The following is a 26,781-nucleotide window of genomic DNA, read 5'->3' on the forward strand; positions in this document are numbered from 1 at the left end:
GGGGGCTCGCCGCCGCCACCGCGGGCACGTCGCATGCGCGCCCGCACCCGCCACCGCGCGCAGACCCGCACCGCGCCACCGCCTCAGCCGGCCTTGCTCCTGGCGCGTCGCGCACTAGCGTGATCGGCATGACGATGCGGTCGGCGGCGGTCGAGGAGTTCGGGGCGAGGCTGTCCAGGTCCGGCTGGGTGACCGACCTCCTGGTAGCCGGTTCCCTGGCCACCGGCGACCACATCCCCGGCGTCAGCGACCTCGACCTGGTGGCGATCGTCCCCAGCGCCCCGGACCCGGCCCGGATCGTCGCCGCGCACACCGGCATCGACCCGGCCCTCAACCTGGGCTGCGTCTACGTCCCCGCCAACCGGATCACCGACCTGGACGCCAGGCATCCCACCTGGACCCACGGCCTCCTGGTCCAGCGCGTCCTCTCCGGCATCACCCGCGCCGAGCTGGTCCGGCACGGCTATCCGGTCTTCGGCCGCCCGCCCACCGACCTCCTCCCCGCGATGACCGGCGACGACATCCGCACGGCGGCCCGCGCCGAACTCACCGGCTACTGGGCCTGGGCCGCCCGCCGCCCGTGGCTCTTCCTCGATCCCCCACTCGCCGACCTGGCGCTCACCTCGATGTCCCGGGGCCGACACGCCCTCACCCACGGCGCCCTGCTCACCAAGTCCGAGGCCGTCTCCTCGGCCGCCGCCCCGCCCTGGCTGATCAGTCAGCTGCGCGCCCGCCGCCAGGGCCGGCACACCACCTCCCCCCGCCTCCGAACCGCCTGGCTGGCCTGGCGCGACGCCCGCCGTACAGTGCGCTCCGCCCAGCGGCGACCGCCGTCCGCCCACACCGCCGAGTAGCGGCCCACTGCCGAAGCAACCCGCCGGCCCTCCGGACAGGACGGCGTGGGTGACAGCCGAGCGCCGGCTCCGCGCACCGGTGACCGCTGGCCGGCGACCTTCTGAGCCGGCGCTCATGGTGGTTGTCGCTGGGCCGTCACGATGGTGGGGCCCAGCCGAGCATGGGGGCTGGGCGTGCGGGGTCTGTCGGGCGAACCCGGCGGCGCCGGACGGGGAACGCAAGCGATTGTGCCGACGGTCACGAGTCGGTCCCGGACGGAATCGAGCGGGAACGGGCGGGGTTCGCGCTGGTATGACGACGATCGGACTCATCGGCAGTGGAAACATCGGGGGCACCGTGGCGCGGCTGGCGGTCGCCGCCGGCTACGACGTGGTGCTGAGCAACTCCCGCGGACCGGAGACGCTCCAGGAACTCGTGGGCGAGCTGGGACCGAAGGCGCGCGCGGCGACCACGGCCGAGGCGGCCGCGGCCGGGGACATCGTGGTGGTGACCGTGCCGCTGAAGGCGGTCCGGGAGATCCCGGCCGAGCTGCTCGCCGGCAAGGTGCTGATCGACACGAACAACTACTACCCGGAGCGGGACGGGGTCGTCGAGGCCCTGGAGAACGGCACGAGCACCACCGGGGAGCTGGTGCAGGAGCACTTCGCCGGGGCCAAGGTGGTCAAGGGCTTCAACAACATCTGGTTCGGTCACCTCGCCCAGCTCGGGCGGCCGTCCGGGGCGGCGGACCGGACCGCGCTGCCGATCGCGGGTGACGACTCGGCGGCCAAGCTGGTGGTGACCGAGTTCCTGGACAAGATCGGGTACGACGTGGTGGACGCCGGCCCGCTCGCCGAGAACTGGCGCACCCAGCGGGACACCCCCGTCTACGTGACGCCCTACGGCCAGTTCGGCGAGGCCGGCACGCCGGCGGGCGCGGAGGTCGTCCGCAAGGCGGTCGCCGAAGCCAAGCGCTGATCGGGAGAGCCCGTGACCGGTGGCCCGGTCACGGGCTCCTGCCGGCCGTACCTCAGAGGTTGACCTTGACCCCAGCGGCCTGGCAGGCCGCGGCCAGCTCGGTGCCGGCCTTCTCGAAGGCCGGGTCCTCGACCGCGGTCAGCGGGTCGGCGGCCGAGGCGGACTTGGTCGCGATGTCGGCCAGGCTCTTCGCGCCGGTCGCGATCTTGCTGGTGCCGGAACCGGCCGCGGCGGTCACCGCGGTGGAGAAGTCCTCCAGCATCTTCTTCGCCTCGGCCGGCTGGAAGTCGCCGTCCTTCATGGAGCCGAGCAGGCTTTCCTTCATGGCCTCGCCGGCCTTGTTGGTCTCCTCGCAGATGGCCTTGTCCGAGGCGCCCCCCGCGGCCGCCGCGCTGGTCGCGCCGACGGGCGGGGCGGCCGCGGCGGAGGTGGCGGTCGAGGTGCCCGCCGAGGAGGCGCCGGCCTCGGTCTTGTCGTCGTCGGAGCAGGCGCCGAGGCTGAGCACAGCAGCGGTGAACAGGACAGCTGAAGTAATCCGGGTTCGCATCACGGCGCGAACCGTAATCGACACCATGACCAAGATCAACTGCGATCTCTCGCACCGGCTCCACATCGCCGACCGGCTGGACACGCAGCCTATACTCCCCGTCCTGTGAACATCCTGTGCCGCACCGCAAGCCGTACCGCCACCCTGGCCACCCTCGCCGCGCTCGCCCTGACCGGCTGCGACAGCGACGGCGACGACAAGACGACCAGGACGGAGGCCCAGGCGCCGGCCGCGGCGGACGGCCCCCGGGTGGGCGCCGCCGGCAGCGGCTGCGAACTGCCCGTCACGTTCGGCCTCACCGCCGGCTGGAAACCCAAGCAGGTCACGGTCGAGGACGGTGACCCGCTGGCCGCGCTGGCCAAGAAGGGCCCGTTCACGATGGCCTGCGAGATCGACGCCAAGCCGGCCGGGAACATCGGCTTCCTCCGGGTCTGGACGGGCGCCGGCGCCGACCTGGAGGCCGGCCTGAGCGGCTTCGCCGGCGCCGGCGCGCAGCAGGCGAAGTTCACCGAGACGCAGGTCGGTGGCAAGCCCGCGCTGGAGGTCGAGTACCAGCAGAAGAGCGAGCTGGACGACTCCCTGGAGCAGGAGCGGGCGTTCGCCGTGGACACCGGCCGGGGCCTGGTCGTCGTCTCACTGGACGGTCTGGACAACGAGGAGCAGAAAGAGATGCTTCCGGCGTACGAACTGGCGCGCACCAGCCTGACGGTGAGCTGAGCGCGAGCAACACGAGGAGGCGGGCCGAGCGGGCCGAAGAGACCGACCGGGCGATCGGGACAGGCCGGGCGGGTAAGGGCGCTCAGCAGGTCAGGGCCGGGTCAGCAACGCGGCGGTACGCTGCTTCCAGGCGTACGCCTGCTTCGCCGTGTCCCGCAACCTGGCCACCAGCGGCGACCGCGACTGACGAGCCCACGGCACGGCCACCTCGGTCGTGCCGTACTTCGCCTTGTACGCGTTCCCGCCCACGAAGTCGAACTCGGTCACCCCGCGGGCCTTGGCCCACCGCAGCGCGTGCCAGATCAGCGCCTCGTTGGGCCGCAGGTGCTGATGCTCGCGGTAACTGGCGCCGCCCCAGAAGTACATCGTCCGGTGGTACCAGGGCAGCACCGCGGTGGCGATGCACCGGCCCTCGCCGTCGCGGGCCCGCAGCAGGCTGATCCGACCCGCCGGAGCGAGATGTCGGATCAACGACCGCACCCGTTCCACGGAATACGTCGGCACGAGATTCTGTTTGGCGAAAACGTCGCGTAATTGATCGTAGAATTCGTCGGCGAATGCCGGGCCGGGTTCCGCCTCTTCGACGACCACCCCGGACTTGGCGGCTTTGCGGATATTACGGCGGCAGGCGCCGGTCATCGCGCCGAACAGGGCGTCCTCGCCGGGGCTCAGGTCGATCACCGCGGTGGGCGCGGCGTCCCAGCGCAGGCCCAGGCCGGCCAGGTCGGCCTCGGTCGCGCCGCGGTCGCGCACCTCGAGGTGGGCGCAGCCGAGATCGTCGAAGGCGAACCGGGTCAACGCCTGCATCGCGGCCCGCCTGCTCACCCCGGGGCGCAGGTTGAAGCCCAGGTAGGAGGTGGTCCAGCCGGCCATCGGGCTGCCCAGGATGCGTAGGCCGTACCGCCGGGCGAGCAACCCGGTGAAGTGACCCACTGTGGTGTAGTCATCACGCAGGATGGCCAGCACTGGCTCGGCCCGCTGGCACTCGGCCACGAACGAGAGCCACTCGGGAGTGTGGAAGATGAGGCGGTCCTGGTAGGTGGCGCGGTCGGCGTGGAGGGCGGAAGCCGGTTCCACCCGGTGCAGTGCGAGCATCCGGTCGCCCCGATCGAATTAGGCGTCGAAGGCGGATGATGCCCCGCCGGCCACCCATTCCGCAAGACCCGGTAGGGCCATTCGCGAATTGACGTGAATAGTTCTCGTGTTCAGGGTGACAATTGCTACTGCCGCGCCTCGCCATCGTTTTGCGAAGGTGATGACATGGAGCCGCCGACGGCGATCAAGCGACGTCTCAACGAACTGGGCCTGCGCAGCCGACTCCGGGCCCGGCCGCGGGCACAGGGCCGGGTGCTGGCCCCGGCCGGACTGTTCCGCCGCCTGCCCAGCGCCCCCGGACTCTACTTCCCCTTCTACCACGACGTCCTGCCGGAGTACGCCGGCGACCTGCGTCACCACCTGGAAACGCTGGGCCGGATCGGTCCGATGATCGGCTGGGACGAGGCGCTGACGCTGCTGGCCGGCACGCGTCCGCTGACCGGGCCGGTGTTCTGCCTGTCCTTCGACGACGCCCACCTGAGCTGGCGCGACGTGGTGGTGCCGGTGCTGCGCGAGCTCGCCGTGCCGGCCACCTTCTTCCTGACCACCGGCCTGGTCGGCCGGCCCGGCAACCTCACCTGGGCGGACTGCCGGGAGATCCGCGAGGCCGGGTTCGCCTTCGGCTCCCACACGGTGACCCACACGCGGCTCGCCGACCGGAGCGACGCCGAGGCGGGACACGAGATCGCCGGCTCGAAGCGCGAGATCGAGGACGAGCTCGGCGCCGAGGTACGGGACTTCGCCGCGCCGTACGGCTATCCCGGTGTCGATTTCACCGAGCGTGACGTACGCCTGGCCAAGGAGTCCGGCTACCGCAGTTTCGCCACCACCCTGCGCCCGGCCATGCACGCCGGCGACTCGCCGATGTGGATCTGTCGCCAGGGGCTGCACCCGGCCTGGCCGATCATGGCAGTACGGACCCGGGTCCATGACTGAGCCAGAGCCGTCCACGACCCCACCCCGGATCCACCTGTCCCCACCGGACGTCACGGACGTCGAGCGCAAACTGCTGCTGGAGGCGTTCGACTCGAACTGGGTGGCGCCGGCCGGTCCCGACCTGGACGCGTTCGAGGCGAGGTGCGCCGAGCTGGTCGGCGTGCGGCACGCGGTGGCGCTGAGCAGCGGCACCGCGGCGCTGCACCTGGCCCTGATCGCGGCCGGCGTGCGGCGCGGCGACACCGTGCTGGTCCCGTCGTTCACGTTCGCCGCCACCGCGAACGCGGTGATGTATCTCGGCGCCCGCCCGGTCTTCCTGGACAGCACGCCGGACAGCTGGAACGTGGACCCCCAGATCGTCGCCGACGAGCTGCGCGGCCGGGCGGTCCGCGGGCACCTGCCCCGCGCGGTGGTCGCCGTGGACATGTACGGCCAGTGCGCCGACTACCAGCCGATCGTGGAGGCCTGCGACCGCTACGGGGTGCCGCTGGTCGAGGACGCCGCCGAGGCGCTCGGCGCGACCTACCGGGGGCGGCCGGCCGGATCCTTCGGGCTGGCCGGGGTGCTCTCGTTCAACGGCAACAAGATCGTCACGACCGGTGGCGGCGGGATGCTGGTCACCGACGACGGCTCGGTCGCCGAGCAGGTGCGGTACCTGTCCACCCAGGCCCGCGAGCCGGTGCCGCACTACGAGCACCGCACGGTCGGCTACAACTACCGGCTCAGCAACCTGCTCGCCGCCGTGGGGCGGGGGCAGTTGCAGCGGCTGCCGCGGCTGATCGAGGCGCGGCGGGCGACCTTCGAGCACTACCGCGCCGCGCTCGGCGATCTGCCGGGGATCCGCTTCCTGCCGGTGGCGGCCTACGGCGTACCCAATTGGTGGTTGACCTGTCTCCTGATCGAGAAGGACGACTTCGGGGTGGACCGCGACGACGTCCTCGGGGCCTTGCGGGACGCGAACATCGAGGGCCGGCCCACCTGGAAGCCGATGCATCTGCAGCCGGCGTTCCGGGACTGCGTGATGCGCGGCGGCCCGGTCGCCGCCGGCCTGTTCCACCGCGGGCTGTGCCTGCCCAGCGGCTCCGCCCTCACCGCGCACGACCGGGATCGGGTGGTGGCCGCCGTCCGCGGGGCCGCCACCGGGAAGAGGGGGTGACGGCGGATGCGCGTGGTCTACATCCACCAGTACTACTGCAACCCCCGGATGGCCGGGGGCATCCGGTCCTACGAGCAGGCCAGGCGGCTGGTGGCCCGTGGGCACACGGTCGACGTGATCACCACCGACATCACCCCCGGCGGACGTGGGCTGGGCTGGAAGGTCACCGAGGACGACGGGGTGACGGTGCACTGGTTCCGCGTCCCGTACCACAACCACATGTCGTACGCCCGGCGGCTGCGCGCCTTCGCCGAGTTCATGGTCCTCGCCACCGCGCGGGCGTCCCGGCTCAGCGCGGACCTGGTGTTCGCCACCAGCACGCCGCTCACCGTCGCGGTACCCGGTGTACTCGCCGCTCGGCTGCGCCGGGTGCCGTTCGTCTTCGAGGTCCGCGACCTCTGGCCGGAGGTGCCGATCGAGATGGGCGCGCTGCGCAACCCGGTCGCCCGCGGGCTGGCCGGCGGCCTGGCGAACTTCGCCTACCGCAACGCGGCCGAGGTGATCGCCCTCTCCCCCGGCATGGCCGCCGGGGTGAGCCGGCGCCGGCCCGGCACCCCGGTCACCGTCGTCCCGAACGCCGCAGACCTCGACCTGTTCGCGGTGGACGAGGCGCAGGTGCGGCGGTTCCGCGCGGAGCACCGCTGGCTGGGCGACCGGCCGCTGATCGTCTACACCGGAGCGCTGGGCGCGGTCAACGGCGTGGAGTACCTGGTGCGCGCGGCACGGCGGATGCACGAGATCGACCCGGAGCTCCAGCTGCTGATCGTGGGGCACGGCAGGGAGTGGGAGAGCACCGGGCGGCTCGCCGCCGCGTTCGAGCTGCTGGACGTGAGCGTACGGATGTGGGAGAAGGTCCCGAAGTCCGAACTGCCGGTGATCCTCGGCGCCGCGACCATGTCCACCAGCACGGTCCGGCCGATCCGCGGACTGTGGGACAACTCGGCGAACAAGTTCTTCGACGCGCTCGCGGCCGGCCGGCCGATCGCCATCAACTACGGCGGTTGGCAGGCCGACCTGCTCACCGGATCCGGCGCCGGGCTGGTTCTGGACCCGCACGACCCGTACGCCGCGGGCGAGGTCCTGGCGGCGCACCTGCGGGACGAACAGTGGCTGGCGAAGGCGCGCGCCGCGGCGCACCGGCTGGCGGTCGAGCAGTTCTCCCGGGATCTGCTCTTCGACCGCTTCGAGGCCGTGCTGACCAGGTCCGCGGCCTGAGAACGGGGGGCTCATGGAACTGCGTGCGTACGTGCGGGCGTGCCGCCGCCGATGGCTCTGGCTCCTCGTCCCGGTGCTGGTGGCGGCCGCGGTCGCCGGCGGCCTGGCGGTGAGCGCGAAGCCGGCCTACCGGTCGACGATGATCCTGTTCGTCTCGGCGGGCACCGGTGACCCGGACGCCGAGGCACGCCGGCTCAACTCCTACATCGCCCTGCTCACCGGCCCCCGGGTGGCCCAGGGAGTGGTCACCCGGCTGGGCCCCGGGCAGGTCACCGCCGAGCAGGTGCGCGCCGGCCTGGCCGCTCGGGTCAGCGAGGGCACCGACCTGCTGGAGATCTCGGCGACCGACCCGTCCGCCGCGCGGAGCCGGGCGATCGTCACCACCGCCGCGTCGGTGCTGGTCACGCTTGCCAAGCAGATCACCCCGGCGAGCCAGGACGGCGGGCCGGCCCCGTCCGTCTCGATCCTGCAGGACGCGGAGACCGCCCGGGAGCCGGACGGCCTGGTCCGCGACACCGGTTTCGCGGCGGTGCTGGGCCTGCTGATCGGCGCGATCGCGGTGGCCGTCCGGGAGGCGGCCGCCCGCACCGTGGCCGAGCAGGAGGATCTGCGCCGGCTCGGCCTGGGGACGGTCGGGGTGATCTCGCTGGACGGCCGCCACGGCCGGGGCGAGCATCCCGACCAGGCGCTGGCCGAGGCGTTCCGGCGGCTGCGCAGCCTGTTGCCGGGGATCACCGACGGGCGGCGGGGCAACCCGCGCGGGCGGTCGCTGCTGCTGGCCGGGTCGGGGCGCAAGGAGGGCACCACGGCGGTCTCCTGCGGGCTGGCGATCGCGCTGGCCGAGACCGGGGCGCGGGTGGTGCTGGTGGACGCGAACCTCCGTACCCCCGGGGTGGGCCGCTATCTCTCCCTCGACCCGGCGCCGGGGCTGGCCGAGGTGCTCGCCGGCGCCGCGCGGGTCCCGGACGTGCTGCGCGAGTCGCTGAACGGGCGGCTCACCGTGCTGCCGGCCGGCGAGCACGTGCCGGACCCGGGCGGGCTGCTCGCCTCGCCGCGGCTGCCGGCCACCGTGCGCACGCTGACCGAGCGCTTCGACGTGGTGCTGCTGGACGCGCCGCCGCTGAACGGACCGGCCGACGCCGCCGTGCTCGGCCAGGTCACCGACAGCGCACTGCTGGTGGTCCGGGCGAACCGGACCCGGACCGCGGACGTGGAGCGTTCGCTGGAGTTGCTGGAGAGGATCGGCGCCAAGGTGGCCGGCGCGGTCCTCAACGCGTTGCCGCGCAAACTCCGGACCGGCCAGGCGTGGGCTGCCGCGGCCCAGGTGTCCCCCGCCGAACTGCTGATCCCCCTGGACGAGCCGGACGAGCCGGATCCGGTGAGCACCCCGCCCGCGCCGCGCCCGCCGAACGGGGTGGTCCGCGGCCGGGCCCGGGTGGTGAAGGCGGTGCTGGAGGCGACCGGGGACCGGCGACCAGAGGGATCGAAGGCCGGTGAGTGAGCTCGTAGCGGCCCGTCCGCCGGGGTTCGTCCGGGGGCAGCTCCGCGAACCGTACGTCCAGCTGCTGGCCTCCCAGGTGCTCACCGGGGGCGTGGCGCTGGCGGCGAACATCCTGATGGTCCGCTCGATGACGCCCACCCACCGCGGCGAGGTGGCGTTGCTGCTGCAGGTGGTCTACCTGGCCACCCAGTTCCTGCTGCTGGGCACCGAGCGCAGCTTCGTGGCGAACTACCACGACGTGGCGCCGGGGCCGGCCGTCCGGGCGTACGGCCGGCTGCTGCTGATCCCGGCGACCGCCGGCCTCACCGGCGCCGCGGTCTGCACGCTGGCCGTGCACAACCCGGGCGCCGTGATCGTGGTGCTGCTGGCGGTCTACACCCTGGTCGAGGCGTCGGCCCTGGCCAGCCGCTCGGTGGCGATCGCGGTCGGCCGGGTCCGCGACTTCATGGTCGCCCGGGTGCTGGAGTCGGCGCTGCTGCTGGCACTGCTGGTCGGTCTGTGGGTCACACACACCTCGCACCCGGAGACCTGGTTCCTCGCGTACGTGTTCGCCGGCGCCCTGCCCACGGTCGCGTACCTGCTGGTCTGGTTGCGGCTGCCGGTGGATCCGGACGCCGCCGCGGTCCGCCCCGGGCAGAACCGGCAGGTCCGCCGGGAGGGCCTGGCGCTCTTCCCGGCGGCGATCTCGAACATGGCGATGCTGCGGGTGGACCGGCTGGTCATCCCGGCGCTCGCGTCCACCGCGGCGCTCGGCCTCTACACCAGCGTGGCGACCATGACCGAGCTGCTGGCCTGGCCGGTCCGCGCCTACGCCGACTCGCGGCTGGGTCGGTGGCGGGCCTCGCACAACGACGGCGGCCTGCGGGCCCGGCCGATCGTGCTGGCCGCCGCGATCTATGCGCTGGTGGTGGTGCCGCTGGTGGCCGGTGGCCTGTACCTGCTGATCGTCCCGGTCTTCGGCCACCAGTACGCCGCGGCCAGGGTGGTGGTGCTGCCGCTGGTGGTGGCGGCCGGGCTGTACGCGGTCTCCCGGGTCGCCCTCGGCGTGCTGATCGCCAAGGGACGGGGTGGCCTGGTGTCGGTCGCCGAGATCACCGGGTTCGTCGTGAGTTTCGCGGTGTATCTGCTGCTCATCCCGCGCCTGGGGATCCTCGGGGCGGCGTACGGATCGCTCGCCGGCTATGGCGTCTGCCTGGTCTTCGCCCTGCTCACCACATTCGTCGCGAAAGAGCGGGCATGAAGGGCATCTTCCTCACCCCCGGGCTGCTGCTGGTGCTGATCGCGATCGGCGGCCGGTTCACCCTGGACCGGGCCGGCTTCCCGGATCTGGCCTGGGTCGACCTGCGGGTGGTGGGCCTGGCCGCGGCCCTGGTCGTGCTGGCCGTCGATCTCGCCCGGCGGGGAAAGCCGCCGGCGTGGGCGAACGAAGGCTGGCTGGTGCTGACCCTGCTGTTCTTCCTGTTCCAGATCGCCTCGGCGCTCTGGGCGCCGCCGGCGTCCCGGGTCGGCCCGCAGACCGTCGACCTGATCCTGCTGGGCGTGCTCACGCTGGCCTTCTACCACTGGACCCGGGGCGACCCGGACCGCGCGATCCGCTGGGCGTTCCAGCTGTTCTGGCTCGCCGCTGTGGTCTTCGCCCTGGCCGCGATCTTCGTCAACGGCCCCGGCGAACAGGGCAGGTACTCGGCCTTCGGCGGCGGCCCGAACGTCTTCGTCCGCATCGAACTGCTCGGCGTGATCAGCGCGATAGCCCTCCGCCGATGGTTCGCGCTGCTGGCCACGCCGCTGTTCCTGCTGGCGGCCGTGCTCTCCGGGTCCCGGGCCGGCCTGATGGCCGGCGGCGCGGTGGGCCTCGCCGCGCTCTGGAGGATCCGCGGGCGGCTCCGGACCGGCCCGGTGCTCGCGGCCGGCGCCTTCCTGCTGGCCGCCGGGCTGGTCGTCTGGTTCTCCGCGCCGCCCGCCTTCACCAGCCTGTTCCAGGAGCGGTTCGTCGAGCAGACGGTGCACGAGCAGTACCTCTCCGACCGCACCGACATCTGGGCGGCGGCCCTGCGGATGGCCGTGGGGCACCCGGTCGCCGGCGCCGGTCTGGACGGCTTCTACGGCCTGATCGGCGCGAACCAGATGGTCGAGTACCCGCACAACTACGTGCTGGCGGTCGCCGCCGAAGGCGGACTGATCGGCCTCGGGCTGCTCACCGGCGCGGTCATACTGTGGGCAAAGACCGTACGCGGTGGCGGCGACCGCCCGCAGTCGACAGGGCTCGCCGTGGCGGCCGCCGTTCTCGTGGCGCTGAGCAGCCTCTTCTCCGGGGACTACTACGACGCCCGGCTCTTCTGGATCTTCGCGGCCATGGCCGCCGCTGCCGCTGTTGCGCGGGTCCGCGCCGAACCGGTCGCCGGGCCCGCCCGCGAGCGAGAGGCCGTTGGATCATGAAATTCCCCAGGCGATCGATTCTGCTGCTGGGCGCCGGCGCGGTGGTGGCCGCGACGGTGACCGAAAGCGCCGCCCGGCGGTGCAACGCCGTGCCGATGCCGTCCCGGCAGCAGGGGCCCGGCACGGTGGCACCGGTCAAACTCAAGCCGGTCGGGCACTGGACCCAGGTGTTCGAGCAGAGCTGGGACTTCCAGTCCCGGACCGCCGAGCCGATGAGCCGGTCGAAGGACAGCCAGGACCACTACGACCTGGCGTACACGTTGGACGGCAACATCGCGATGTTCCGCGCCACCGGCTCGGCGCGCTATCTGGACCGGGCCCTGGCGTACACGGAGAACGTGGTGGCCGCGGCTGCGCCGTCCACATCGCTGCCGGGCAGCACGTTCCGCGACAGGTACCGCGGCTGGGGCTCCAGCAAGTCCGGGCAGCACGGCGACGAGGTGCCGCTCTACGAGAGCTACTTCTGGCGGTACGCGACCCAGCTGCTGGTCGCCCTGAAGGAGAACACCACGACGTACGCCACGCCGGCGTACCGCGCCCGCTTCGACAAGCTGCTCGCTTTCGCCGAGGTGGAGATCTTCGAGAAGTGGTACGCCCGCGGCGCGCAGGAGAGCATCTACCGCGAGCGCACGCACATGGCCGCGCACTGGGCGCTGATCTCGCTGAACCTGGGCCGGCTCACCGCGGACGCCACCCGGCGGGACAGGTACCGCAAGGTGCTCGCCACGATCGGCGCCCGGATCCACAACCAGATGACCCGCAACCCGGTCGAGGCCACCGCGTACTTCTGGAGCGACGTGTGGGGCTCGACCCGCCGGCCGGGGCAGGACGTGGGGCACGGCAACGGCGTGATGGCGTACGTGGTGGAGGCCCGCGACCAGGGCACCACCTGGACCGCGGCGGACATGACCGCGTTCGGCGCGCTGCTCACCAAGGTGATCTGGCCGGGCGACGCCACGTACCACGCGTTCGTCGACGGCACCGGCGCGGACAACGGCTGGATCGCCGACGGCTTCGTCAAGCTCGGCCGCTACGACGCGAACGTCCAGCACCGCCTCGAGTCGTACGGGGTGGTCAACGACCAGTTCGCCGCGAACATGGCGCTCAATGCGAAGATCCTGCGCGCGTGAGGAGACATCTATGACGGCATCGCTGCTGGAACCGGCGGCCCGGGAGTGGAAGGAGGCACTGGCGCAGGTCGGCCACGACCTGTACCACGTGCCCGACTACGTCGTCCTCGACGCCCGGCTGTACGGCGGCACGCCTGCCGCGTTCCACTTCGAGCGGGGCGGGCGGCGGCTGCTGATACCGCTGATCGTCCGCGAGATACCGGGCTCGGAGCTGCGGGACGCGCTGTCGCCGTACGGCTATCCCGGCCCGGTCAGCGATGCCGCGCCCACCGACACCGGCTTCTGGCGGGCGGCCTGCGCGGCGCTCGCCACGACGCTGCGGCAGACCGGCGTGATCTCGGCCTTCGTCCGCATGCACCCGCTGCTGAACCCGCCGTCGCCGGTGCTCGCCGAGGCCGGCGCGCTGGTCCGGCACGGCGAGACGGTGTCGATGGACCTGACGGTCGGCGTCGAGGAGATGTGGAGGCAGACCCGCAGCGACCACCGCAACCACATCAACCGGGCACGACGCGCCGGCACCCGGGTCGTCTTCGACGACTGGGGCCGGCTCGCCGAGTGGGTCGAGGTCTACCACGACAACATGCGGCGGGTGGGCGCGGCCGACTACTACTTCTTCACGTACGAACACCTGGCCGCCCTGCACGACGCCGTCGGTGACCACATGCACCTGGCCGTCGCGCTGGAGGACGGCGAGGTGGTGGGCGGCAACACGTTCTTCGAGTACGACGGGATCGCCACCGGATACGTCTCGTCCACCCGCCGCGCCCGCGGCCGGTACGCCGACGAGCTGCTCTACGACTCGGTGCGGCGGTGGTGCAAGGACCGCGGCGCGTCCGTGTTCCACCTGGGCGGCGGCAAGGGTGGCGCCAACGACTCGCTCTTCGCCTACAAGGCCGGGTTCTCCCCCAGCCGCCATCCGTTCCACACCTGGCGCGTGGTGACGGACCGGGACGCGTACCGCCGGCTGGTGGCACGGAAGCGGCCCGGCGCCGACCCCGCGGACCTGACCGGCACCTTTCCCTCCTACCGATGAGGAGCTCACGCCATGCGGATCACCTGCGTCGGCGGCGGACCCGCCGGTCTGTACTTCGCGGTGCTGGCGAAGCTGGCCGACCCGGCCCACGAGGTAACCGTGCTGGAGCGCAACCCGGCCGGCGTCACCTACGGCTGGGGCGTGGTCTTCTGGGACGACCTGCTCGACGACCTCTTCCGATATGACCCGGTGAGCGCCGCCCGGATCTGGGACGCGGCGTACAAGTGGGACGAGTACGAGGTGCGCGCCGCCGGCAAACCTGTCACCCACCTCGGCGGTTACGGCTTCAGCCTGGGCCGGCACCGGCTGCTGGACATCCTCGGCAAGCGGGCCCGCGAGCTCGGCGTGGACCTCCGCTACGAGCAGGAGCTGACCGATCCGGCCCAGTTGCCGGCCGCTGACCTGATCGTGGCGTGCGACGGCGCGGGCAGCCGGATCCGGGACCACGACGCGGAGCATTTCGGCGCGGAGGTGGAGACCGGCCGCAACAAGTACATCTGGCTCGGCACCTCGCGCGTGTTCCGCACTTTCACCTTCGGATTCGAGGAGACCGAGGCCGGCTGGATCTGGTTCCACGCCTACCCGTTCACCGCCGGCGCCAGCACGTTCATCGTCGAGTGCACGCCCGAGACGTGGACCGGGCTGGGCCTGGACCGGCTCGATCCGGCGGCCGGCGCCGCGCGGCTGGGGAAGATCTTCGAACGGCACCTGGACGGCCACCCGCTCGACGACGCCGGGCGGGGCTGGCTCAATTTCCGGCGGGTCACCGCCGGCCGCTGGGACCACGGCAACGTGGTGCTGATCGGCGACGCCGCCCACACCACCCACTTCGCCATCGGCTCCGGCACCAAGCTGGCGATGCAGGACGCGATGGCGCTGGCGGACGCCGTCGCCTCCTTCGCCTCGGGCGGCGAGACGCTGTCCGCCGCGCTGGAGCGGTACGAGCACCGCCGCAAGGCGGCGCTCGCCCCGCTGCAACGCGCGGCGCGCGCCAGCAGCGCCTGGTTCGAGCGGATGCCGGAATACGCTGACCTGCCGGCCAAGCGCTTCTCCTACGCCCTGTCCAATCGCCGCGGCGAGTACCCGGCATGGCGTTACCTGCTGCACATGTCGACCCAGGGCGCGGTCCCGCGCACCGTGTTGCGCTGGACCCTGAGCGCGCGACGCTGGAACCGCGCGCGCCGGCGGCCCGCTCGCCGGCTGCGCGCCGCCGTCCCCTGACAACGGTGCCCGCTCCGGCCGTACCGCCGCATTGGTCTCAGGTCCCGGCGGCCCGGACCGATGGTTGCGGGCATGGTGCGAAGGCGGCGGACAGCGGGCTTGATCGCCCTGGCGTTCGCCGCCCTGTACCTGCTGCTGGTCGTGGTGCTGCCGCTGCCGCCGGCGGCGGCCGGCCGGATCAGCCAGCTCGCGCTGACCGGCGTGGGCCTGTGCGCGGCGCTCCGCTGGGGCCGCGCGGCGCTGCGGGCCGGCGGCCGGATGCGGGCCGGCCTGGCGCTGTGGAGCCTCGCCGCCGCGGGCTGGGCGACCGGTGAGGGCATCTGGGTGCTGGACGGCTGGGACACCGGCCTCGCGCCGGCCTCGTCCCTCGCGAACGCCTGTTTCGTGGTCACCATGGTGGCCACCCCGCTGGCCGCGGTGCTGCTGGTCGGCACGCCGTCAGCGAGCCTGCGCACCCTCTTCGACGCCCTGATGATCGGGACGTCGCTGTTCTTCGTGCTCTGGGCCCTGCTGCTGGGACCGCTGCAGCGTTCCGGCCACCCGAACATCGGCACGGTCGCCTACGCGCTCACCGACGTGGTGGTGCTCAGCCTGCTGCTCCTGCTGCTCGCCGACGCCGGTCCGGCGCTGCGCGCGCCGCTGGAGATCTCCGCGGTCGGGATCCTGGTGATGTTCGTGGCCGACATCACGTACGCGGCGCAGACCATCGACGGGACCTACCGGTTCGGGGCGCTGCCCGACGCGCTCTGGATGGTGGCGTTCACGATCATCGCGGTCGCCGCGCCGCACCGCTCGGAGTTGCGGGGCGTGACCCGGCTCAGCGACGGCGGGCGGCCGCGGGCGTACCTGCCGTACGTGCCGTTCCTGCTGGCCTTCGTCACCGGGGTGTCGATCCTGATCGGCGGCGGCCGGATGGACCGGATGCTGGCCGCGCTGAGCATGACGCTCACCGCGCTGGTGGTGTCCCGGCAGATGCTCATCCTCGGCGACAACCGGCGCCTCACCCGGCAGCTCTCCACGCTCGTCGAGGACCTGCGGTTCCGGGCCGAGCACGACGCGCTGACCGGACTGGCCAACCGGGCCGGCTTCGAGTCCGGCGCCGAACGCGCCCTCGCCGGGGCCCGGCCGGTGGCGTTGCTGCTCATCGACCTCGACGGGTTCAAACCGGTCAACGACACCTACGGGCACGACGCCGGGGACCGGGTGCTGGTCGAGGTGGGACGGCGCCTGCGCGCCGCGGCCGGCGCGGACGGCCTGGTGGCCCGGCTCGGCGGTGACGAGTTCGCGGTGCTCACCCCCGGAGACCCGGCACCGGTGGCGGACCGGGTGCTCGCCGCGCTCGGCGAGGCCTTCGACGCCGGGGTGCGGATCGGCGCCAGCGTGGGCATCGCTTTCGGAAAGCCCGGCAAGCAGCGCGTCGGGCGGTTGGTCCGGGACGCCGACATGGCGATGTACGAGGCGAAACGCGACGGGCGCAACAAAGTGGTGATGGCCGCCCGGGTGGCATGACCACAAATGATCACCAGGTCCGTCGCGGACGTCCGCGACGACGCTTTCGCCCTCGCCATGACCCACTGACCCCGCCACTCCCTCGCCGCCAGGAGAGACCTCTGCCCGCCAGCCGGCGCGCGGGGCGTCTCGCGGGCCCGCTGCGACCTCCCGGTGCCAGCTGAGCTGGGCGTCCGGGTGTGAGGGGCGTCTCGGCGGCGGGCGGGTGCGCGCGCCTTGTTCCGTACCGTTCGGCGTCACCTGGCCGTTACCTGTGCAATTGACGTATGTAAACTGATGCCCGATACTCCCCGTGCGAAATGATCAAGACACGGGGAGGCATTTTGCGACGGCACCACCTGCTACGCGCTGGAATGGCCCTGATCCTGGGCGTCCTGACGGTCAGTGTGCCGACGGCGGCACAGGCCGCGCCGGATGACACGGTGCAGGCGACGATCGGGGGCTACCCGGTCTGGGCGCACTTCAACAACCCGGCCGCGTACGACAGCAAGGCCGACAACACGATCCACCTGGAGCTGCAGCGGCTGATCAACGCCGCGCCGGCCGGGTCGACGATCCGTGGCACGCTCCACTCGCTGAGCATCGACTCGGTGGCGAACGCGCTGGTGCAGGCACAGAACCGCGGCGTCACCGTGATGGTCGTGCTGGACGGCAAGAACCAGGCGTCCACCGACCCCGGCATCGGGCTGATCAAGCAGCTGACCAACCACAAGTTCTGCTCCTACGGCGGCGGGCGCGCCTGCATCAGCACCAGCGCCGACGGTGACATGCACACCAAGATGTTCACCTTCACGTCCACCACGGACCCGAACGGCACGGCGCGGTCCAACGTCTCCTGGTTCGGCTCGGCGAACATGACGTACACGACCGGCCCGAACTCGTTCAACAACACCATCACGGTGTACGGCGACACCGCGTTGATGAACGGCCTGAACGCCAACTTCAACGACATGTGGAACCGGAAGCACTACTCCGGCAACGACTACTACGACTCCGCCTCGGGCCGCGGGTACTACCAGGCGACCGCCGCGGACGCGTACGCCTCCCCGGAGGGCTCGGGCCAGACCGACACGATCGTCACCCGGCTCAACGACGCCACCCCGGACGCGAACTGCCGGCTGCGCATCGGCATGGCGTTCATCACCGGCGGCCGTCCCGGTCTCACCAGCCTGGTCAAGCGGTTCAAGGCGGCCGGCTGCCAGATCTGGGTCGTGGTCGGCAGCGACAGCGACGGCGGCATCAACGTGACCGAGAGCGTGTACGACGACCTGCTCTCCGCCGGCGTCAAGATCCGCCATATGGACATGGTGCACGACAAGTTCTTCGCGCTGTACGCCAAGTTCGGCACGTCGTACGCGTACCGGGTCTACACCGGTTCGCAGAACTGGAGCGCGGACGCGTTGACCGACAACGACGAGATCTTCGTGAAGATGGCGCCGGAGACGGGCACCACCCACCCGCTGTACAACGCGTACTTCAACCACTTCAACGACGCCTACGACAACACCAACGCGGTGACCTGCACGACGTCGAACTACCCCTGCAAGTAGGCAGGTAAGCCGGGATCGACAGGGGCCGCGTCCAACCGGGACGCGGCCCCTGCGCCGTGGACGACACTTTCCCGGGGGCCCGCCGTCGCCGGCCACACCGGCTCAGTGCGCGACGGCCAGGGCGGGTTCCAGCCGCTCCACCGGGAGGCGGTGCGGACGGACCACCAGGAAGCACACGAGCGTCGCGGCCAGCATGCCGCCGAAGACGACGACGGCCATCGCGACCGCGCCGACGCCGAGCACCCCGACCAGCGGCGCGGCCAGCGCGCCCACTCCGAACTGGACGGCGCCGAGCAGGGCCGCCGCGGTGCCGGCCGCCTCGCCGTGCCGGGAGAGGGCCAGGGCCGGGGCGTTCGGCATCGCCAGGCCGACCATGGTGAGCACCACCCAGAGCGGGATCAGGATGCCCACCAGCCCACCGGTCCCGGTGGCCGCCAGGACCAGCAGCACCAGGCCGGACGCCAGGCCGGCCAGCAGCGCGCCGCCCATGATCTGCTGCGGCGTCCAGCGGCGCAGCAGCCGCACGTTGAACTGGGTCGCCCCGATCAGGCCGACAGCACCGCCCGCGAAGATCAGCGCGAACTGCTGCTCGCTCATGCCGAAGGAGTCCTGGAAGACGAACGAGGCGCCACTGACGTACGCGAACAGCGCCGCCATCGCCAGGCCCGCCACCAGGATCAGTCCCACGTACACCCGGTCGGTGAACAGCCGGCCGTAGTCGCGGACCGTGCCCAGCACCCCGCCGTTGCGCCGGTGGGCAACCGGCAGCGTCTCCGGCAGCACCAGCGCGGACGCCGCCATGATCGCCACGCCGACCGCGGTGAGCACCACGAACACGCCGCGCCACGACGTCCAGTTCAGCACCAGGCCGCCGACGGTCGGCGCCAGGATCGGGGCCACCCCGACGACCAGCATGAGCCGGGAGAACAGCCGGGCCGCGGCCAGCCCGTCGAACAGGTCGCGCACCATCGCCATCGCGACGACGGTCGCGGCGGCGGCGCCCAGGCCCTGCAGCACCCGCAGCGAGCCGAGCACGGCCAGGTTGGGCGCCACGACGCAGAGCACCGAGGCGAGCACGTGCACCGCGATGCCGCCGAGCAGCGGCCTCCGGCGGCCCACCGCGTCGGCCAGCGGCCCCACCAGCAGCTGGCCGAACGCCAGCCCGACCAGCGTGCCGGTGAGGGTGAGCTGGACGGCCGCGGCGCCGGCGTGCAGGTCGGTGGTGATGGTCGGCAGCGACGGCAGGTACATGTCGATGGTCAGCGGGCCGAGCGCGGTCAGAAAGCCGAGCACGAGAACGATCCCGAATCGGCGCCCGAGCGGGAGCAGCTCTCCGGGGGAGATGTCGTCGTCGGGTGGGGTCACGGTTCCAGTCTCAGCCACGACGTCGACAAGCCGGCCCGGCCCCGGATTCTTCCGCCTTCCCGCGATTGGTAACGGCGCTCACATCGGGCTCCGTGCGGTATGACCGAATGAATACGGACAGGGTAGATCCGCGCTGATCGGCGGGGGTGCCGCGACGGCGGTCGGCCATCCACGACGGCGAGATCCCTTTCCGACACACGGCCGAGGTGACCTGCGCAAATGCGGCCCCGCCCGGCCTGGGCTCGGCTAGCGTGGTCCGGGATATTCGACAGGATTTGGGAGATATATCCGATGAATGACCGGACTCTGAACACGCTCCTCGCGGTCCCCACGGCGCTGGCCGCAGGCGTGCTGCCGCCCACCGGAGGCGTCACCGTGGCGCCGGAGACCGGCTTCGACATCGTCGCCACCGTGTCGACCGGACCGTCCAGCGCGGACGGTGTCCGGGACTGCCGCACCTCCCCGGAGCCGGCGACCGCCCAGGCTCCCGACGGCCTCGCCATCGACAGGCAGACGGTGAAGGTGGAGTGGCTCAACGCCCGCGGGTCGGACAACGGCTACCACATCACCTACGACGACCACGTCGCGGTCACCGACGGCGTCCGGGACGAGCGGCGTGTCATGCGGATCGCCGTGACCACGCACGCGTGCAGCTTCAAGGGCGTACGGGGCAACTCCGGCCGGTCCACGGTCCGGGTCACCGGAACCTACGTCCCGGCTCCCTGACCGTCCCTCGGCGGCGCCGCCGGAGCCCGGTCCCACACTGCCACGCGAGCCCACTTCCCCGTCCGCGCCCAGCCCCCGCCTCGCGCTCGCACCGCGCGCCGTCCCGGCCCGCGTTCCCAGTGCCGCCCGCTCCCGGCCCGCCCCGGCGTGCGTGCTCCCTTCGACACGCGCCCCAGCGTGCAGGTGCTCCATGCTAGCGCCCGCAGCCCGCAGCACGCAGCCCGCGCGATCGTCGAGCGGACCGTGGCCAGCAGCGATGAATCCCCGGCGGGCGTCCGACCGCAACCGAACCACGCACCGGCGCCCGGCACGGCCGGCGCTCGGCTGGCAGTCAGGGGTGTGTCCGGGGGCCGTGAGACACCCCCGAGGACCGGCCGGGCGGATCAGGCGGCGTCGTGGCGGCGCCGGGTGGGAATGATCAGGTCACGGTGCCGGGCCGGGCGGCGCGTCTCCGGCAACTGGGGGCCGACCCGGGCCGGCCAGATCCGCTGCGGCCGGTCGGCGAGCTTGGGCCGGTCGCGGGGCACGAGCGTACGGTCCGGCGGCACCCAGATCGGCAACGGCGCGCTGGGCGGCCCCCACCAGACGATCGTCCCGTACCCGCGGACCAGCGGCGGCTGCAACGCCGGCCAGCGGGCCTCCAGCGGGATCGCCAGCCGCCACGCCTCGAGCGGGACCAGCGCGGCGACCGGGTGACCGGCCGCACCGGGCAGGATCGGCAGCGGCGGCGCCGGCAGGGCGTGCGGTTGCGGACCGGCCGGCAGCATCTGCGGCTCGCCGCCGCCGGCCGCGGTCGCGGTGGTCGCCGGGGCGCTGGCCAGCACGATCGCGCAGGTGACGGTGACCAGCGCCGCCGCCAGGGCGACCGGTTCCCAGCCGGGCCGCACGGTGTCGCCGAGCAGGGTCAGCGCGATCACCGACGGCGCGATCACCTCGCCGGTCCAGTGCACCGCGGTGACCCGGCCGACGTCGCCGTGCTGCAGCGCGTTCGCGTACATCACCATGCCGTTGGCGGCGAACACCAGCAGCACGTACGTCAGGGGCTCGCTGAGGATCGCCATCGCGGCCGAGCCGACGGTGGTCATCTCGTCGTCGGGCAGGTGCAGCGCGCGACCGCCGAGCGCCGCGGCGCCGACCGAGAGCCCGCCGATCGAGGCGATCAGCCCCGGCGACCCGACCCTGGTGGCGGCCCAGCCCAGCACGAGCACCACGACCAGGGCCACCACGAACCCGAGCCGCAGCCCGAGCGACGCGGCCACCACGTGCTGCTGGCCTGCCGACAGGGCCAGCCCGCCGAGCGCGCAGATGGTCACCACGATCGCCGCGACGTCGCGCCGGCGCAGCTTGGAGCCGAGGAACGCCCACGCCGCGAACGCCGTGACCGCCAGCGAGCCGGCCAGCACCGACTCGACCAGGTAGACCGCCAGTTCGCGCAGCGCGATCATCGACCCGAGCCAGGCCATCATGTCCAGCGCGATGCCGATCAGGTAGAGCGGGTGGCCCAGGGTCTTGACCGCGCTGGTGCTGCGCCGGGCGCCGACGGCCTGCAAAATCGAGCCGGCCGCGTAGCAGAGCGAGCCGAAGATGGCGATGCCCAGCGCGAACCAGCCGCCGCCGGTCATCGCGATCGACCGCCGTCACCGAGGGTGCGGGCCGCTCTCACGCCCTGATGATATGGCCGCTCCTCGATTCGCGCGAGGTCTGCGACGTGACCACTTCGGCCATCCGGAAAACATCGCCTGAGCTGCACCGATGATCAACTGGCAGGGTGAGCGCGCGGTCCGCCAGCGCGGCCGCCTCCGCGTCGCCGCTCCACCACCCGCGCCGGTCCTGCCGCCAGTGCACCGGGGCGTAGATCCGGTTACGCGCCAGATGTGCCAGCAGCGCGTCGCGGTCGGTTTCGGACGGCGCCAGGAGCTGCAGCCGGAAGGGCGCGGCGTCCGCCGCGACCCGGGAGAACCACAAGACCTTCACCTCGCCGGTACGGCCGTCCAGCGCGTTCCGCAGCGCGCGGGCGTTCCGGCTGCTCGCCGCGCGGACCCCGGGCACGTCCAGCATCGGGAGCACGGCGCGGGTGAACGTGCTGGCCGGCCCGGTGCTGCCGAGCAGCTCCTGTTCGCCGGCCCGTTGCAGCGCGCGGAAACTCTGTTTGGGCACCGGCCGGCCGTCCAGCCATCCCGACTTGAGCAGCATCGCCGCCAGCTTCCGCGCCGCGCCCGGGCTCTCCGCCCCGTCCGGCGCCGGCAGCTCCCGGCCCACCGGCGACCACAGCAACCCGCCGTCCGGCACCGGCAACGTCTTGCGCAGCGACGCCACGACGTACGCCGCGGTGCTGTTCCGCGCCCAGGGGCCGAACGGGTCGTGCGAATGATCCTCGATCACCGGGATCCCGGGGTGCCCGCGTATCCAGGCGTGCCAAGGTTCCGGCGCGTCCCACCCGAACAGGTTCTGCGCGAGCACCACGTCCCCGCGCCGGGCGCGCAGCGTCTCCCACCGCGGCCCGCGCCCGTCCGGCAGCTGCCGGTAGAACGCGATCGGGACGATCCGGGCCAGCGCCTCGGCCACCCCCAGGCAGAAGTACGACGGCACGTGCAGCCGCCCGTCCGGCGCGAGCCGCCGCACCACCGCGGCCAACGCGCCGCACCCGGTCGCGAACAGCTCCCGCCGCCGCGGCACCCAGCCGGGCAGGCCGCCCCGGTCGTCGCCGACCAGGGCGGCCGGGTCCCAGTGGAACTCCGACCCGATCTCCGCGGGCTCAGACGGCACGGCTGAGGTCCTGGGTGTTCTCCCCGGCCGCCCGCCGGATGTTCAGCGTGTCCACGCGCACCGGCGGCTCGCCGCGGTTCAGCCCGGTGAGCGTCATCGCGATGATCCGCAGGTCGAGCAGCGGCGACCAGTGGTCGATGTACCAGCGGTCCAGCACGAACCGCGCCGGCCAGTCGATGTCGTCGCGGCCGTTGACCTGCGCCCAGCCGGTGATCCCGGGTCGCACCTCGAGGCGCCGCGCGTCTTCCGGCGAGTAGTTCGCCACCTGCGGCAGCACGTCCGGGCGCGGGCCCACCAGGTTCATCTGCCCGCGCACCACGTTGATCAGCTGGGGCAGCTCGTCCAGGCTGGTGCGGCGCAGGATCCGGCCGCACCGGGTGATCCGCGGATCGTCGTGCAGCAGGCCGAACGGGTCGGCCATGCCGAGCTTCGCGCTCATCGCGACGCTGTCGTGCACCATCGAGCGGAACTTGAGCATCCGGAACGGCTTGCCGTCCCGGCCGGCTCGGTCCTGGACGAAGAGCACGCCCCTGCCGTCGGCGACGCGGATCCACAGCGCGACCGCCAGGATCACCGGGGAGAGCAGGATCAGCGCGCCGGCGGCGGCGATTTGATTGGCGAGGTTCCAGATCGGGCGTACGAGGTCCACGACTCCCCCAGGCTCACATCGATTCGACGGTGTTTCCGGTCAGCCGGTGCCGGGTGTCCAGCACGTAGCGGGCGTGCTCGACGACCAGGTCCAGGTCGAAGGCGTCGTGGTCGGCGAGCAGCACCACGGCGTCCGCGGCGGCCACCTGCCCGGCGGTCAGCGTCACCCGGGTGACCCGCTGGTCCACGTGCGCGTCCTCGACCACGTGGGGGTCCGCGGCGCGCACCTCGGCGCCCATCTCCAGCAGCAGCGCGGCCACCCGGCGGGCGGGCGACTCCCGCGCGTCGCCGCTGTTCCTCTTGTAGGCCAGGCCGAGCAGCAGAACGGTCGAGCCGTGCACCGCCTTGCGGCGCCGGTTCAGGGCGGCGACCAGCCTTCGTACGACGTAGTCGGGCATGTGGTTGTTGATGTCGTTGGCCAGTTCGACGAAGCGGAAGCTCTGGCCGAGCGTGCGCTGCACCCGCCAGGACAGATACGACGGGTCGATCGGCAGGCAGTGTCCGCCCACCCCGGGTCCGGGCACGAAGCGCAGGTAGCCGAACGGCTTGGAGGACGCGGCGTCGATCGCCTCCCAGACGTCGATGCCGAGGTCGTGCGCGTACACCGCGAGTTCGTTGACCAGCGCGATGTTGACGTGCCGGAAGGTGTTCTCGAGCAGCTTGGCCAACTCGGCCACCTTGGGGTCGGAGACCGGCACGGTGGTCTCGACCACCGAGTCGTAGAACGCCCGCACCCGCTCCAGCGACGCCGGGTTGATCCCGGAGACCACCTTGGGCGTGGTGGCCAGGTGCCACTGCCGGTTGCCCGGGTCGATGCGCTCCGGGCTGTAGCCGAGGTGGAAGTCCTCGCCGGCGACCAGTCCCGAGCCCTCCTGCAGGATCGGGGCGACCAGCTCGGTGGTGGTGCCGGGATAGGTGGTCGACTCCAGCGCGACCGTGGCGCCCGGGCGCAGGTAGCGGGCCAGGGTGCGGGCCGACTCCTCGATGTGGCGCAGGTCCGGGGTGCCGTCGCGCAGCGGCGTGGGCACCGCGATCACCGCGACGTCGAAGCCGGCGCACGCCCGCGGGTCGGCCGACGGGATCAGGTTGCCGCCGGCCAGGACCCGCTGCAGCTGCTCGGAGGTGATGTCGTCGACGTAGGACTCGCCGGCGGCCAGGCGCTTGATCCGGTCCTCGTCGACGTCGAAGCCGACGACGGTGTGCCCGGCCTCGGCGGCGCGCACCGCGAGCGGCAGCCCGACGTAGCCCTGACCGGCGATGACTACCCGCATCGGAGTGCTCCTGTCCGGTTCTGGTGTCGTACGGGAAGCAGGTCTTGATCGTGGTGGTGCGGGTTCCCGGTCACGGGTGCCGCCCGAGGCGCATGGTGCACTCCGCCTGGCGCCGGCCCGGGTGACCGCCGGTCGGCAGCGCCGGGCTCTCCGCGAGCCAGCGCAGCACCGCGATCAGATCGGCGCGCGGCGACGCCGGGTCGAGCAGCGAGAGCACCGCGCCGTCCAGCGGCGGCACCGGCGCCTGCGAGATCAGCGGGTGGTTCGGCCGGTGGTCCGGCTCGTCCGGCCCGAGCAGCACCTCGGCCAGCTTCTCGCCGGGCCGCAGACCGGTGTAGACGATCTGGACGTGGCCCTCGGCGCTCTCCGCGATCCGCTTGGCCACGTCCGCGATCCGCACCGGCTCACCCATGTCGAGCACCAGCACCTCGCCGTGGCTGTCCACCGCGCCGGCCTGGATGACCAGCCGACACGCCTCCTGCACGGTCATGAAGTACCGGGTCACGTCCGGATCGGTGACAGTGATCGGCCCGCCCGCCTCGACCTGCGCGGCGAACGCGGTGAGCACCGAGCCGCGGCTGCCGAGCACGTTGCCGAAGCGGACGCTGGTGTACGTGCCGGGCGCGGCGGCGTCGGCGGCCGCGGTGAGCCGCTCGGTGATCCGCTTGGAGTAGCCCAGCACGCTGCACGGGTCGGCGGCCTTGTCGGTGGAGATGTTGACCAGCCGGTCGACGCCGTGCCGGATCGCGGTCTGCAGGATCTGGTACGTGCCCAGGATGTTGGTCTTGAGGGCTTCCGAGGGGTGCATCTCCAGCAGCGGCAGGTGCTTGAGCGCCGCGGCGTGGAACACCACCTGCGGCTGGTGCTCGGCGAACACCTCGTTCAGCCGCTGCTGGTCGCGGATGTCGGCGACGACCAGGTTGCGGTCGTCCAGCATGCCCCGCCCGTCGATGGACAGCTGCACCGCGTGCAGGCCGGACTCGTCGCGGTCGAGCATCACCAGGCGGGCCGGCTCGAACTGGGCGACCTGCCGGCACAGCTCGGAGCCGATCGAGCCGCCGGCCCCGGTCACCAGCACCCGGCGCCCCTGCAGGTAACCGGCGACCGCGGCCAGATCGATGGTGATCTCCCGGCGGCCGAGCAGGTCGGCGTGGCTGACCGGGCGGATGTCCTCGACCGAGACGGTCCGGCCGAACAGCTCCACCACCGGCGGGACGACCTTGACGTCGACGTTGAGCGGCGCGGCCAGGTCGGTCAGCGACCGGATCAGCGGGGCTCCGGCGCTCGGGATGGCGATCACCACGGCGTCGGCGTGGAAGCGCCGGACCACCTCGGCCATCGCGTGCCGGTTGCCGGCCACCGGCACGCCCATCACCTGCAGGGCGCGCTTGGTCGGGTCGTCGTCGAGCAGGGCGACCGGGACGTACGGACTGGACGGGCTGCGCAGCATGGCCCGGATCACCTGGGTCGCGCCCTCGCCGGCGCCCATCACCACGACCCGGGTGCCGGGCTCGGGGCGCGGGCGCAGCCGCTGGTCCTGCAGCAGGCGCGCGGCGTACCGGATGCCGGCCGCGAGCACCAGCGCGAACAGGCCGGCCGCGATGATCGCCGAGCGCGGCGCCAGCCGGCCGAGCAGCGTGTCCAGCACGAACACCGCAGGTGTGGTGACCGCCGCGGTCTTGGCCAGGGCCAGGATCTCCTCGAAGCAGCCGTACGACCAGCGGCCGGTGTAGAGGCCGAACTGGATGCCGGCGGCGGTGTGCACCAGCACGGCGACCAGGGACAGCTCCATCAGCCCGGTGCCGTTCAGGTATTCCAGGTGCCCGTCGTGGCGCAGCAGGGTGGCGATCAGCAGGGCGGTGGTCAGGGCGAGGGCGTCGGCGCCGGCGCGGGCCGCCCGGCCGGGTAGGGCCGCGCGGAACCACGGCGCCGGGCCGGGCCACTCGGCGACAGCTGGGTCCGCGGCCGTCCGACCGGCCGCGGCTCGCCGTGTCTGCATGGGATTCCCCCTCGTGCGATGCCGGCGGCAACCGGCCTCGGATCCTGCGCTCGGCGTAAGAGATCTGGGTCTCGGAATCGCTTTCGGCGAGTTGCCGAGAAATTGCAAGCCATTCGCGACCTTCAGCGTTCCAGCAGCCGGGGAGTCA

General features: G+C 72.6%; 23 protein-coding genes. 15 read left to right on the top strand and 8 right to left on the bottom strand.

Going from position 1 to position 26,781, the window contains the following annotated elements; genetic code table 11:
- The first annotated feature begins 128 nt into the window (after positions 1 to 128).
- The gene (locus Asi03nite_RS20545; protein ID WP_203682042.1) at positions 129 to 854 is read left to right on the top strand and encodes a nucleotidyltransferase domain-containing protein; all 726 of its coding nucleotides are present in this window, start codon (positions 129 to 131) and stop codon (positions 852 to 854) included.
- 115 nt (positions 855 to 969) lie between these two features.
- On the top strand, positions 970 to 1,812 hold the full coding sequence (locus tag Asi03nite_RS20550; protein ID WP_203682043.1) for an NADPH-dependent F420 reductase: 843 nt from the start codon (positions 970 to 972) through the stop codon (positions 1,810 to 1,812).
- Positions 1,813 to 1,864: 52 nt separating this feature from the next.
- Here Asi03nite_RS20550 and Asi03nite_RS20555 read toward each other — a convergent pair whose 3' ends face one another.
- Complete coding sequence (locus tag Asi03nite_RS20555; RefSeq protein WP_203682044.1) at positions 1,865 to 2,362, bottom strand: hypothetical protein; 498 nt, start codon at positions 2,360 to 2,362, stop codon at positions 1,865 to 1,867.
- A 102-nt stretch (positions 2,363 to 2,464) separates the two neighbouring features.
- Between Asi03nite_RS20555 and Asi03nite_RS20560 the strand changes: the two genes are divergently transcribed.
- Positions 2,465 to 3,076, top strand: a complete 612-nt coding sequence (locus Asi03nite_RS20560) for a lipoprotein (protein ID WP_203682045.1) — start codon at positions 2,465 to 2,467, stop codon at positions 3,074 to 3,076.
- 90 nt (positions 3,077 to 3,166) lie between these two features.
- Here Asi03nite_RS20560 and Asi03nite_RS20565 read toward each other — a convergent pair whose 3' ends face one another.
- A complete protein-coding gene (locus tag Asi03nite_RS20565; protein ID WP_203682046.1) occupies positions 3,167 to 4,171 on the bottom strand; it encodes a lipid II:glycine glycyltransferase FemX in 1,005 nt (334 codons plus the stop codon).
- A 165-nt stretch (positions 4,172 to 4,336) separates the two neighbouring features.
- On the opposite strand from Asi03nite_RS20565, the gene Asi03nite_RS20570 reads away from it, so the two are divergent.
- The 11 genes from Asi03nite_RS20570 to Asi03nite_RS20620 all read left to right on the top strand — a co-directional run bounded on the left by Asi03nite_RS20570 (position 4,337) and on the right by Asi03nite_RS20620 (position 17,858).
- Positions 4,337 to 5,107, top strand: coding sequence for a polysaccharide deacetylase family protein (locus Asi03nite_RS20570; protein ID WP_203682047.1), 771 nt, complete (start codon positions 4,337 to 4,339; stop codon positions 5,105 to 5,107).
- Positions 5,100 to 6,263 carry a DegT/DnrJ/EryC1/StrS family aminotransferase gene (locus Asi03nite_RS20575; protein WP_203682048.1) on the top strand — a complete coding sequence of 388 codons (1,164 nt, stop codon included), beginning with the start codon at positions 5,100 to 5,102 and terminating at the stop codon, positions 6,261 to 6,263. The genes Asi03nite_RS20570 and Asi03nite_RS20575 overlap by 8 nt, the downstream gene beginning before the upstream one ends.
- A gap of 6 nt (positions 6,264 to 6,269) precedes the next feature.
- A complete protein-coding gene (locus Asi03nite_RS20580; protein ID WP_203682049.1) occupies positions 6,270 to 7,478 on the top strand; it encodes a glycosyltransferase family 4 protein in 1,209 nt (402 codons plus the stop codon).
- Between the two features lie 13 nt (positions 7,479 to 7,491).
- Entirely contained in the window at positions 7,492 to 8,979 is a 1,488-nt protein-coding gene (locus Asi03nite_RS38560; RefSeq protein ID WP_203682050.1) for a tyrosine-protein kinase domain-containing protein, read from the top strand.
- The gene (locus Asi03nite_RS20590) at positions 8,972 to 10,219 is read left to right on the top strand and encodes a lipopolysaccharide biosynthesis protein (protein ID WP_203682051.1); all 1,248 of its coding nucleotides are present in this window, start codon (positions 8,972 to 8,974) and stop codon (positions 10,217 to 10,219) included. The genes Asi03nite_RS38560 and Asi03nite_RS20590 overlap by 8 nt, the downstream gene beginning before the upstream one ends.
- The gene (locus Asi03nite_RS20595) at positions 10,216 to 11,415 is read left to right on the top strand and encodes an O-antigen ligase family protein (RefSeq protein WP_203682052.1); all 1,200 of its coding nucleotides are present in this window, start codon (positions 10,216 to 10,218) and stop codon (positions 11,413 to 11,415) included. The genes Asi03nite_RS20590 and Asi03nite_RS20595 overlap by 4 nt, the downstream gene beginning before the upstream one ends.
- Positions 11,412 to 12,545 carry a hypothetical protein gene (locus Asi03nite_RS20600; protein ID WP_239102809.1) on the top strand — a complete coding sequence of 378 codons (1,134 nt, stop codon included), beginning with the start codon at positions 11,412 to 11,414 and terminating at the stop codon, positions 12,543 to 12,545. Before Asi03nite_RS20595 ends, Asi03nite_RS20600 begins: the two co-directional genes overlap by 4 nt.
- A 10-nt stretch (positions 12,546 to 12,555) precedes the next feature.
- Positions 12,556 to 13,578: a GNAT family N-acetyltransferase gene (locus Asi03nite_RS20605; protein ID WP_203682053.1), complete on the top strand. Its 1,023-nt coding sequence runs from the start codon at positions 12,556 to 12,558 to the stop codon at positions 13,576 to 13,578.
- Positions 13,579 to 13,590: 12 nt separating this feature from the next.
- Positions 13,591 to 14,799: an FAD-dependent monooxygenase gene (locus tag Asi03nite_RS20610; protein ID WP_203682054.1), complete on the top strand. Its 1,209-nt coding sequence runs from the start codon at positions 13,591 to 13,593 to the stop codon at positions 14,797 to 14,799.
- 72 nt (positions 14,800 to 14,871) lie between these two features.
- A complete protein-coding gene (locus Asi03nite_RS20615; protein ID WP_203682055.1) occupies positions 14,872 to 16,308 on the top strand; it encodes a GGDEF domain-containing protein in 1,437 nt (478 codons plus the stop codon).
- Positions 16,309 to 16,631: 323 nt separating this feature from the next.
- Positions 16,632 to 17,858 (top strand): phospholipase D-like domain-containing protein, encoded by a 1,227-nt coding sequence (locus Asi03nite_RS20620; RefSeq protein WP_203682056.1) that lies wholly within the window; start codon positions 16,632 to 16,634, stop codon positions 17,856 to 17,858.
- A gap of 102 nt (positions 17,859 to 17,960) precedes the next feature.
- On the opposite strand, the gene Asi03nite_RS20625 is transcribed toward Asi03nite_RS20620, so the two are convergent.
- Entirely contained in the window at positions 17,961 to 19,223 is a 1,263-nt protein-coding gene (locus Asi03nite_RS20625) for a multidrug effflux MFS transporter (RefSeq protein ID WP_373872143.1), read from the bottom strand.
- A 291-nt stretch (positions 19,224 to 19,514) separates the two neighbouring features.
- Here Asi03nite_RS20625 and Asi03nite_RS20630 point away from each other — a divergent pair, with 291 nt between their 5' ends.
- The gene (locus Asi03nite_RS20630; protein WP_203682058.1) at positions 19,515 to 19,949 is read left to right on the top strand and encodes a hypothetical protein; all 435 of its coding nucleotides are present in this window, start codon (positions 19,515 to 19,517) and stop codon (positions 19,947 to 19,949) included.
- 383 nt (positions 19,950 to 20,332) lie between these two features.
- Here the strand turns inward: Asi03nite_RS20630 and Asi03nite_RS20635 are convergent, their stop codons facing one another.
- The 5 genes from Asi03nite_RS20635 to Asi03nite_RS20655 form a co-directional block, all read right to left on the bottom strand.
- The gene (locus tag Asi03nite_RS20635; protein ID WP_203682059.1) at positions 20,333 to 21,571 is read right to left on the bottom strand and encodes a hypothetical protein; all 1,239 of its coding nucleotides are present in this window, start codon (positions 21,569 to 21,571) and stop codon (positions 20,333 to 20,335) included.
- Positions 21,572 to 21,608: 37 nt separating this feature from the next.
- The gene (locus tag Asi03nite_RS20640) at positions 21,609 to 22,715 is read right to left on the bottom strand and encodes a hypothetical protein (RefSeq protein ID WP_203682060.1); all 1,107 of its coding nucleotides are present in this window, start codon (positions 22,713 to 22,715) and stop codon (positions 21,609 to 21,611) included.
- Positions 22,705 to 23,364 (bottom strand): sugar transferase, encoded by a 660-nt coding sequence (locus tag Asi03nite_RS20645; protein ID WP_203682061.1) that lies wholly within the window; start codon positions 23,362 to 23,364, stop codon positions 22,705 to 22,707. Before Asi03nite_RS20645 ends, Asi03nite_RS20640 begins: the two co-directional genes overlap by 11 nt.
- 13 nt (positions 23,365 to 23,377) lie before the next feature.
- Positions 23,378 to 24,634 (bottom strand): nucleotide sugar dehydrogenase, encoded by a 1,257-nt coding sequence (locus Asi03nite_RS20650; protein WP_203682062.1) that lies wholly within the window; start codon positions 24,632 to 24,634, stop codon positions 23,378 to 23,380.
- A 70-nt stretch (positions 24,635 to 24,704) separates the two neighbouring features.
- Positions 24,705 to 26,633: a nucleoside-diphosphate sugar epimerase/dehydratase gene (locus Asi03nite_RS20655; protein ID WP_203682063.1), complete on the bottom strand. Its 1,929-nt coding sequence runs from the start codon at positions 26,631 to 26,633 to the stop codon at positions 24,705 to 24,707.
- Positions 26,634 to 26,781 lie beyond the last annotated feature (148 nt).

This window comes from Actinoplanes siamensis, from assembly GCF_016862395.1.
In the GTDB taxonomy this organism is placed as follows: domain Bacteria; phylum Actinomycetota; class Actinomycetes; order Mycobacteriales; family Micromonosporaceae; genus Actinoplanes; species Actinoplanes siamensis.

Coding starts and splice junctions, on each gene's coding strand:
- Asi03nite_RS20545 (WP_203682042.1), top strand. CDS start 129: ATGACGATGCGGTCGGCGGCGGTCGAGGAGTTCGGGGCGAGGCTGTCC.
- Asi03nite_RS20550 (WP_203682043.1), top strand. CDS start 970: ATGGTGGTTGTCGCTGGGCCGTCACGATGGTGGGGCCCAGCCGAGCAT.
- Asi03nite_RS20565 (WP_203682046.1), bottom strand. CDS start 4,171: ATGCTCGCACTGCACCGGGTGGAACCGGCTTCCGCCCTCCACGCCGAC.
- Asi03nite_RS20570 (WP_203682047.1), top strand. CDS start 4,337: ATGGAGCCGCCGACGGCGATCAAGCGACGTCTCAACGAACTGGGCCTG.
- Asi03nite_RS20575 (WP_203682048.1), top strand. CDS start 5,100: ATGACTGAGCCAGAGCCGTCCACGACCCCACCCCGGATCCACCTGTCC.
- Asi03nite_RS20580 (WP_203682049.1), top strand. CDS start 6,270: ATGCGCGTGGTCTACATCCACCAGTACTACTGCAACCCCCGGATGGCC.
- Asi03nite_RS38560 (WP_203682050.1), top strand. CDS start 7,492: ATGGAACTGCGTGCGTACGTGCGGGCGTGCCGCCGCCGATGGCTCTGG.
- Asi03nite_RS20595 (WP_203682052.1), top strand. CDS start 10,216: ATGAAGGGCATCTTCCTCACCCCCGGGCTGCTGCTGGTGCTGATCGCG.
- Asi03nite_RS20600 (WP_239102809.1), top strand. CDS start 11,412: ATGAAATTCCCCAGGCGATCGATTCTGCTGCTGGGCGCCGGCGCGGTG.
- Asi03nite_RS20605 (WP_203682053.1), top strand. CDS start 12,556: ATGACGGCATCGCTGCTGGAACCGGCGGCCCGGGAGTGGAAGGAGGCA.
- Asi03nite_RS20610 (WP_203682054.1), top strand. CDS start 13,591: ATGCGGATCACCTGCGTCGGCGGCGGACCCGCCGGTCTGTACTTCGCG.
- Asi03nite_RS20615 (WP_203682055.1), top strand. CDS start 14,872: ATGGTGCGAAGGCGGCGGACAGCGGGCTTGATCGCCCTGGCGTTCGCC.
- Asi03nite_RS20630 (WP_203682058.1), top strand. CDS start 19,515: ATGAATGACCGGACTCTGAACACGCTCCTCGCGGTCCCCACGGCGCTG.
- Asi03nite_RS20635 (WP_203682059.1), bottom strand. CDS start 21,571: ATGACCGGCGGCGGCTGGTTCGCGCTGGGCATCGCCATCTTCGGCTCG.
- Asi03nite_RS20650 (WP_203682062.1), bottom strand. CDS start 24,634: ATGCGGGTAGTCATCGCCGGTCAGGGCTACGTCGGGCTGCCGCTCGCG.
- Asi03nite_RS20655 (WP_203682063.1), bottom strand. CDS start 26,633: ATGCAGACACGGCGAGCCGCGGCCGGTCGGACGGCCGCGGACCCAGCT.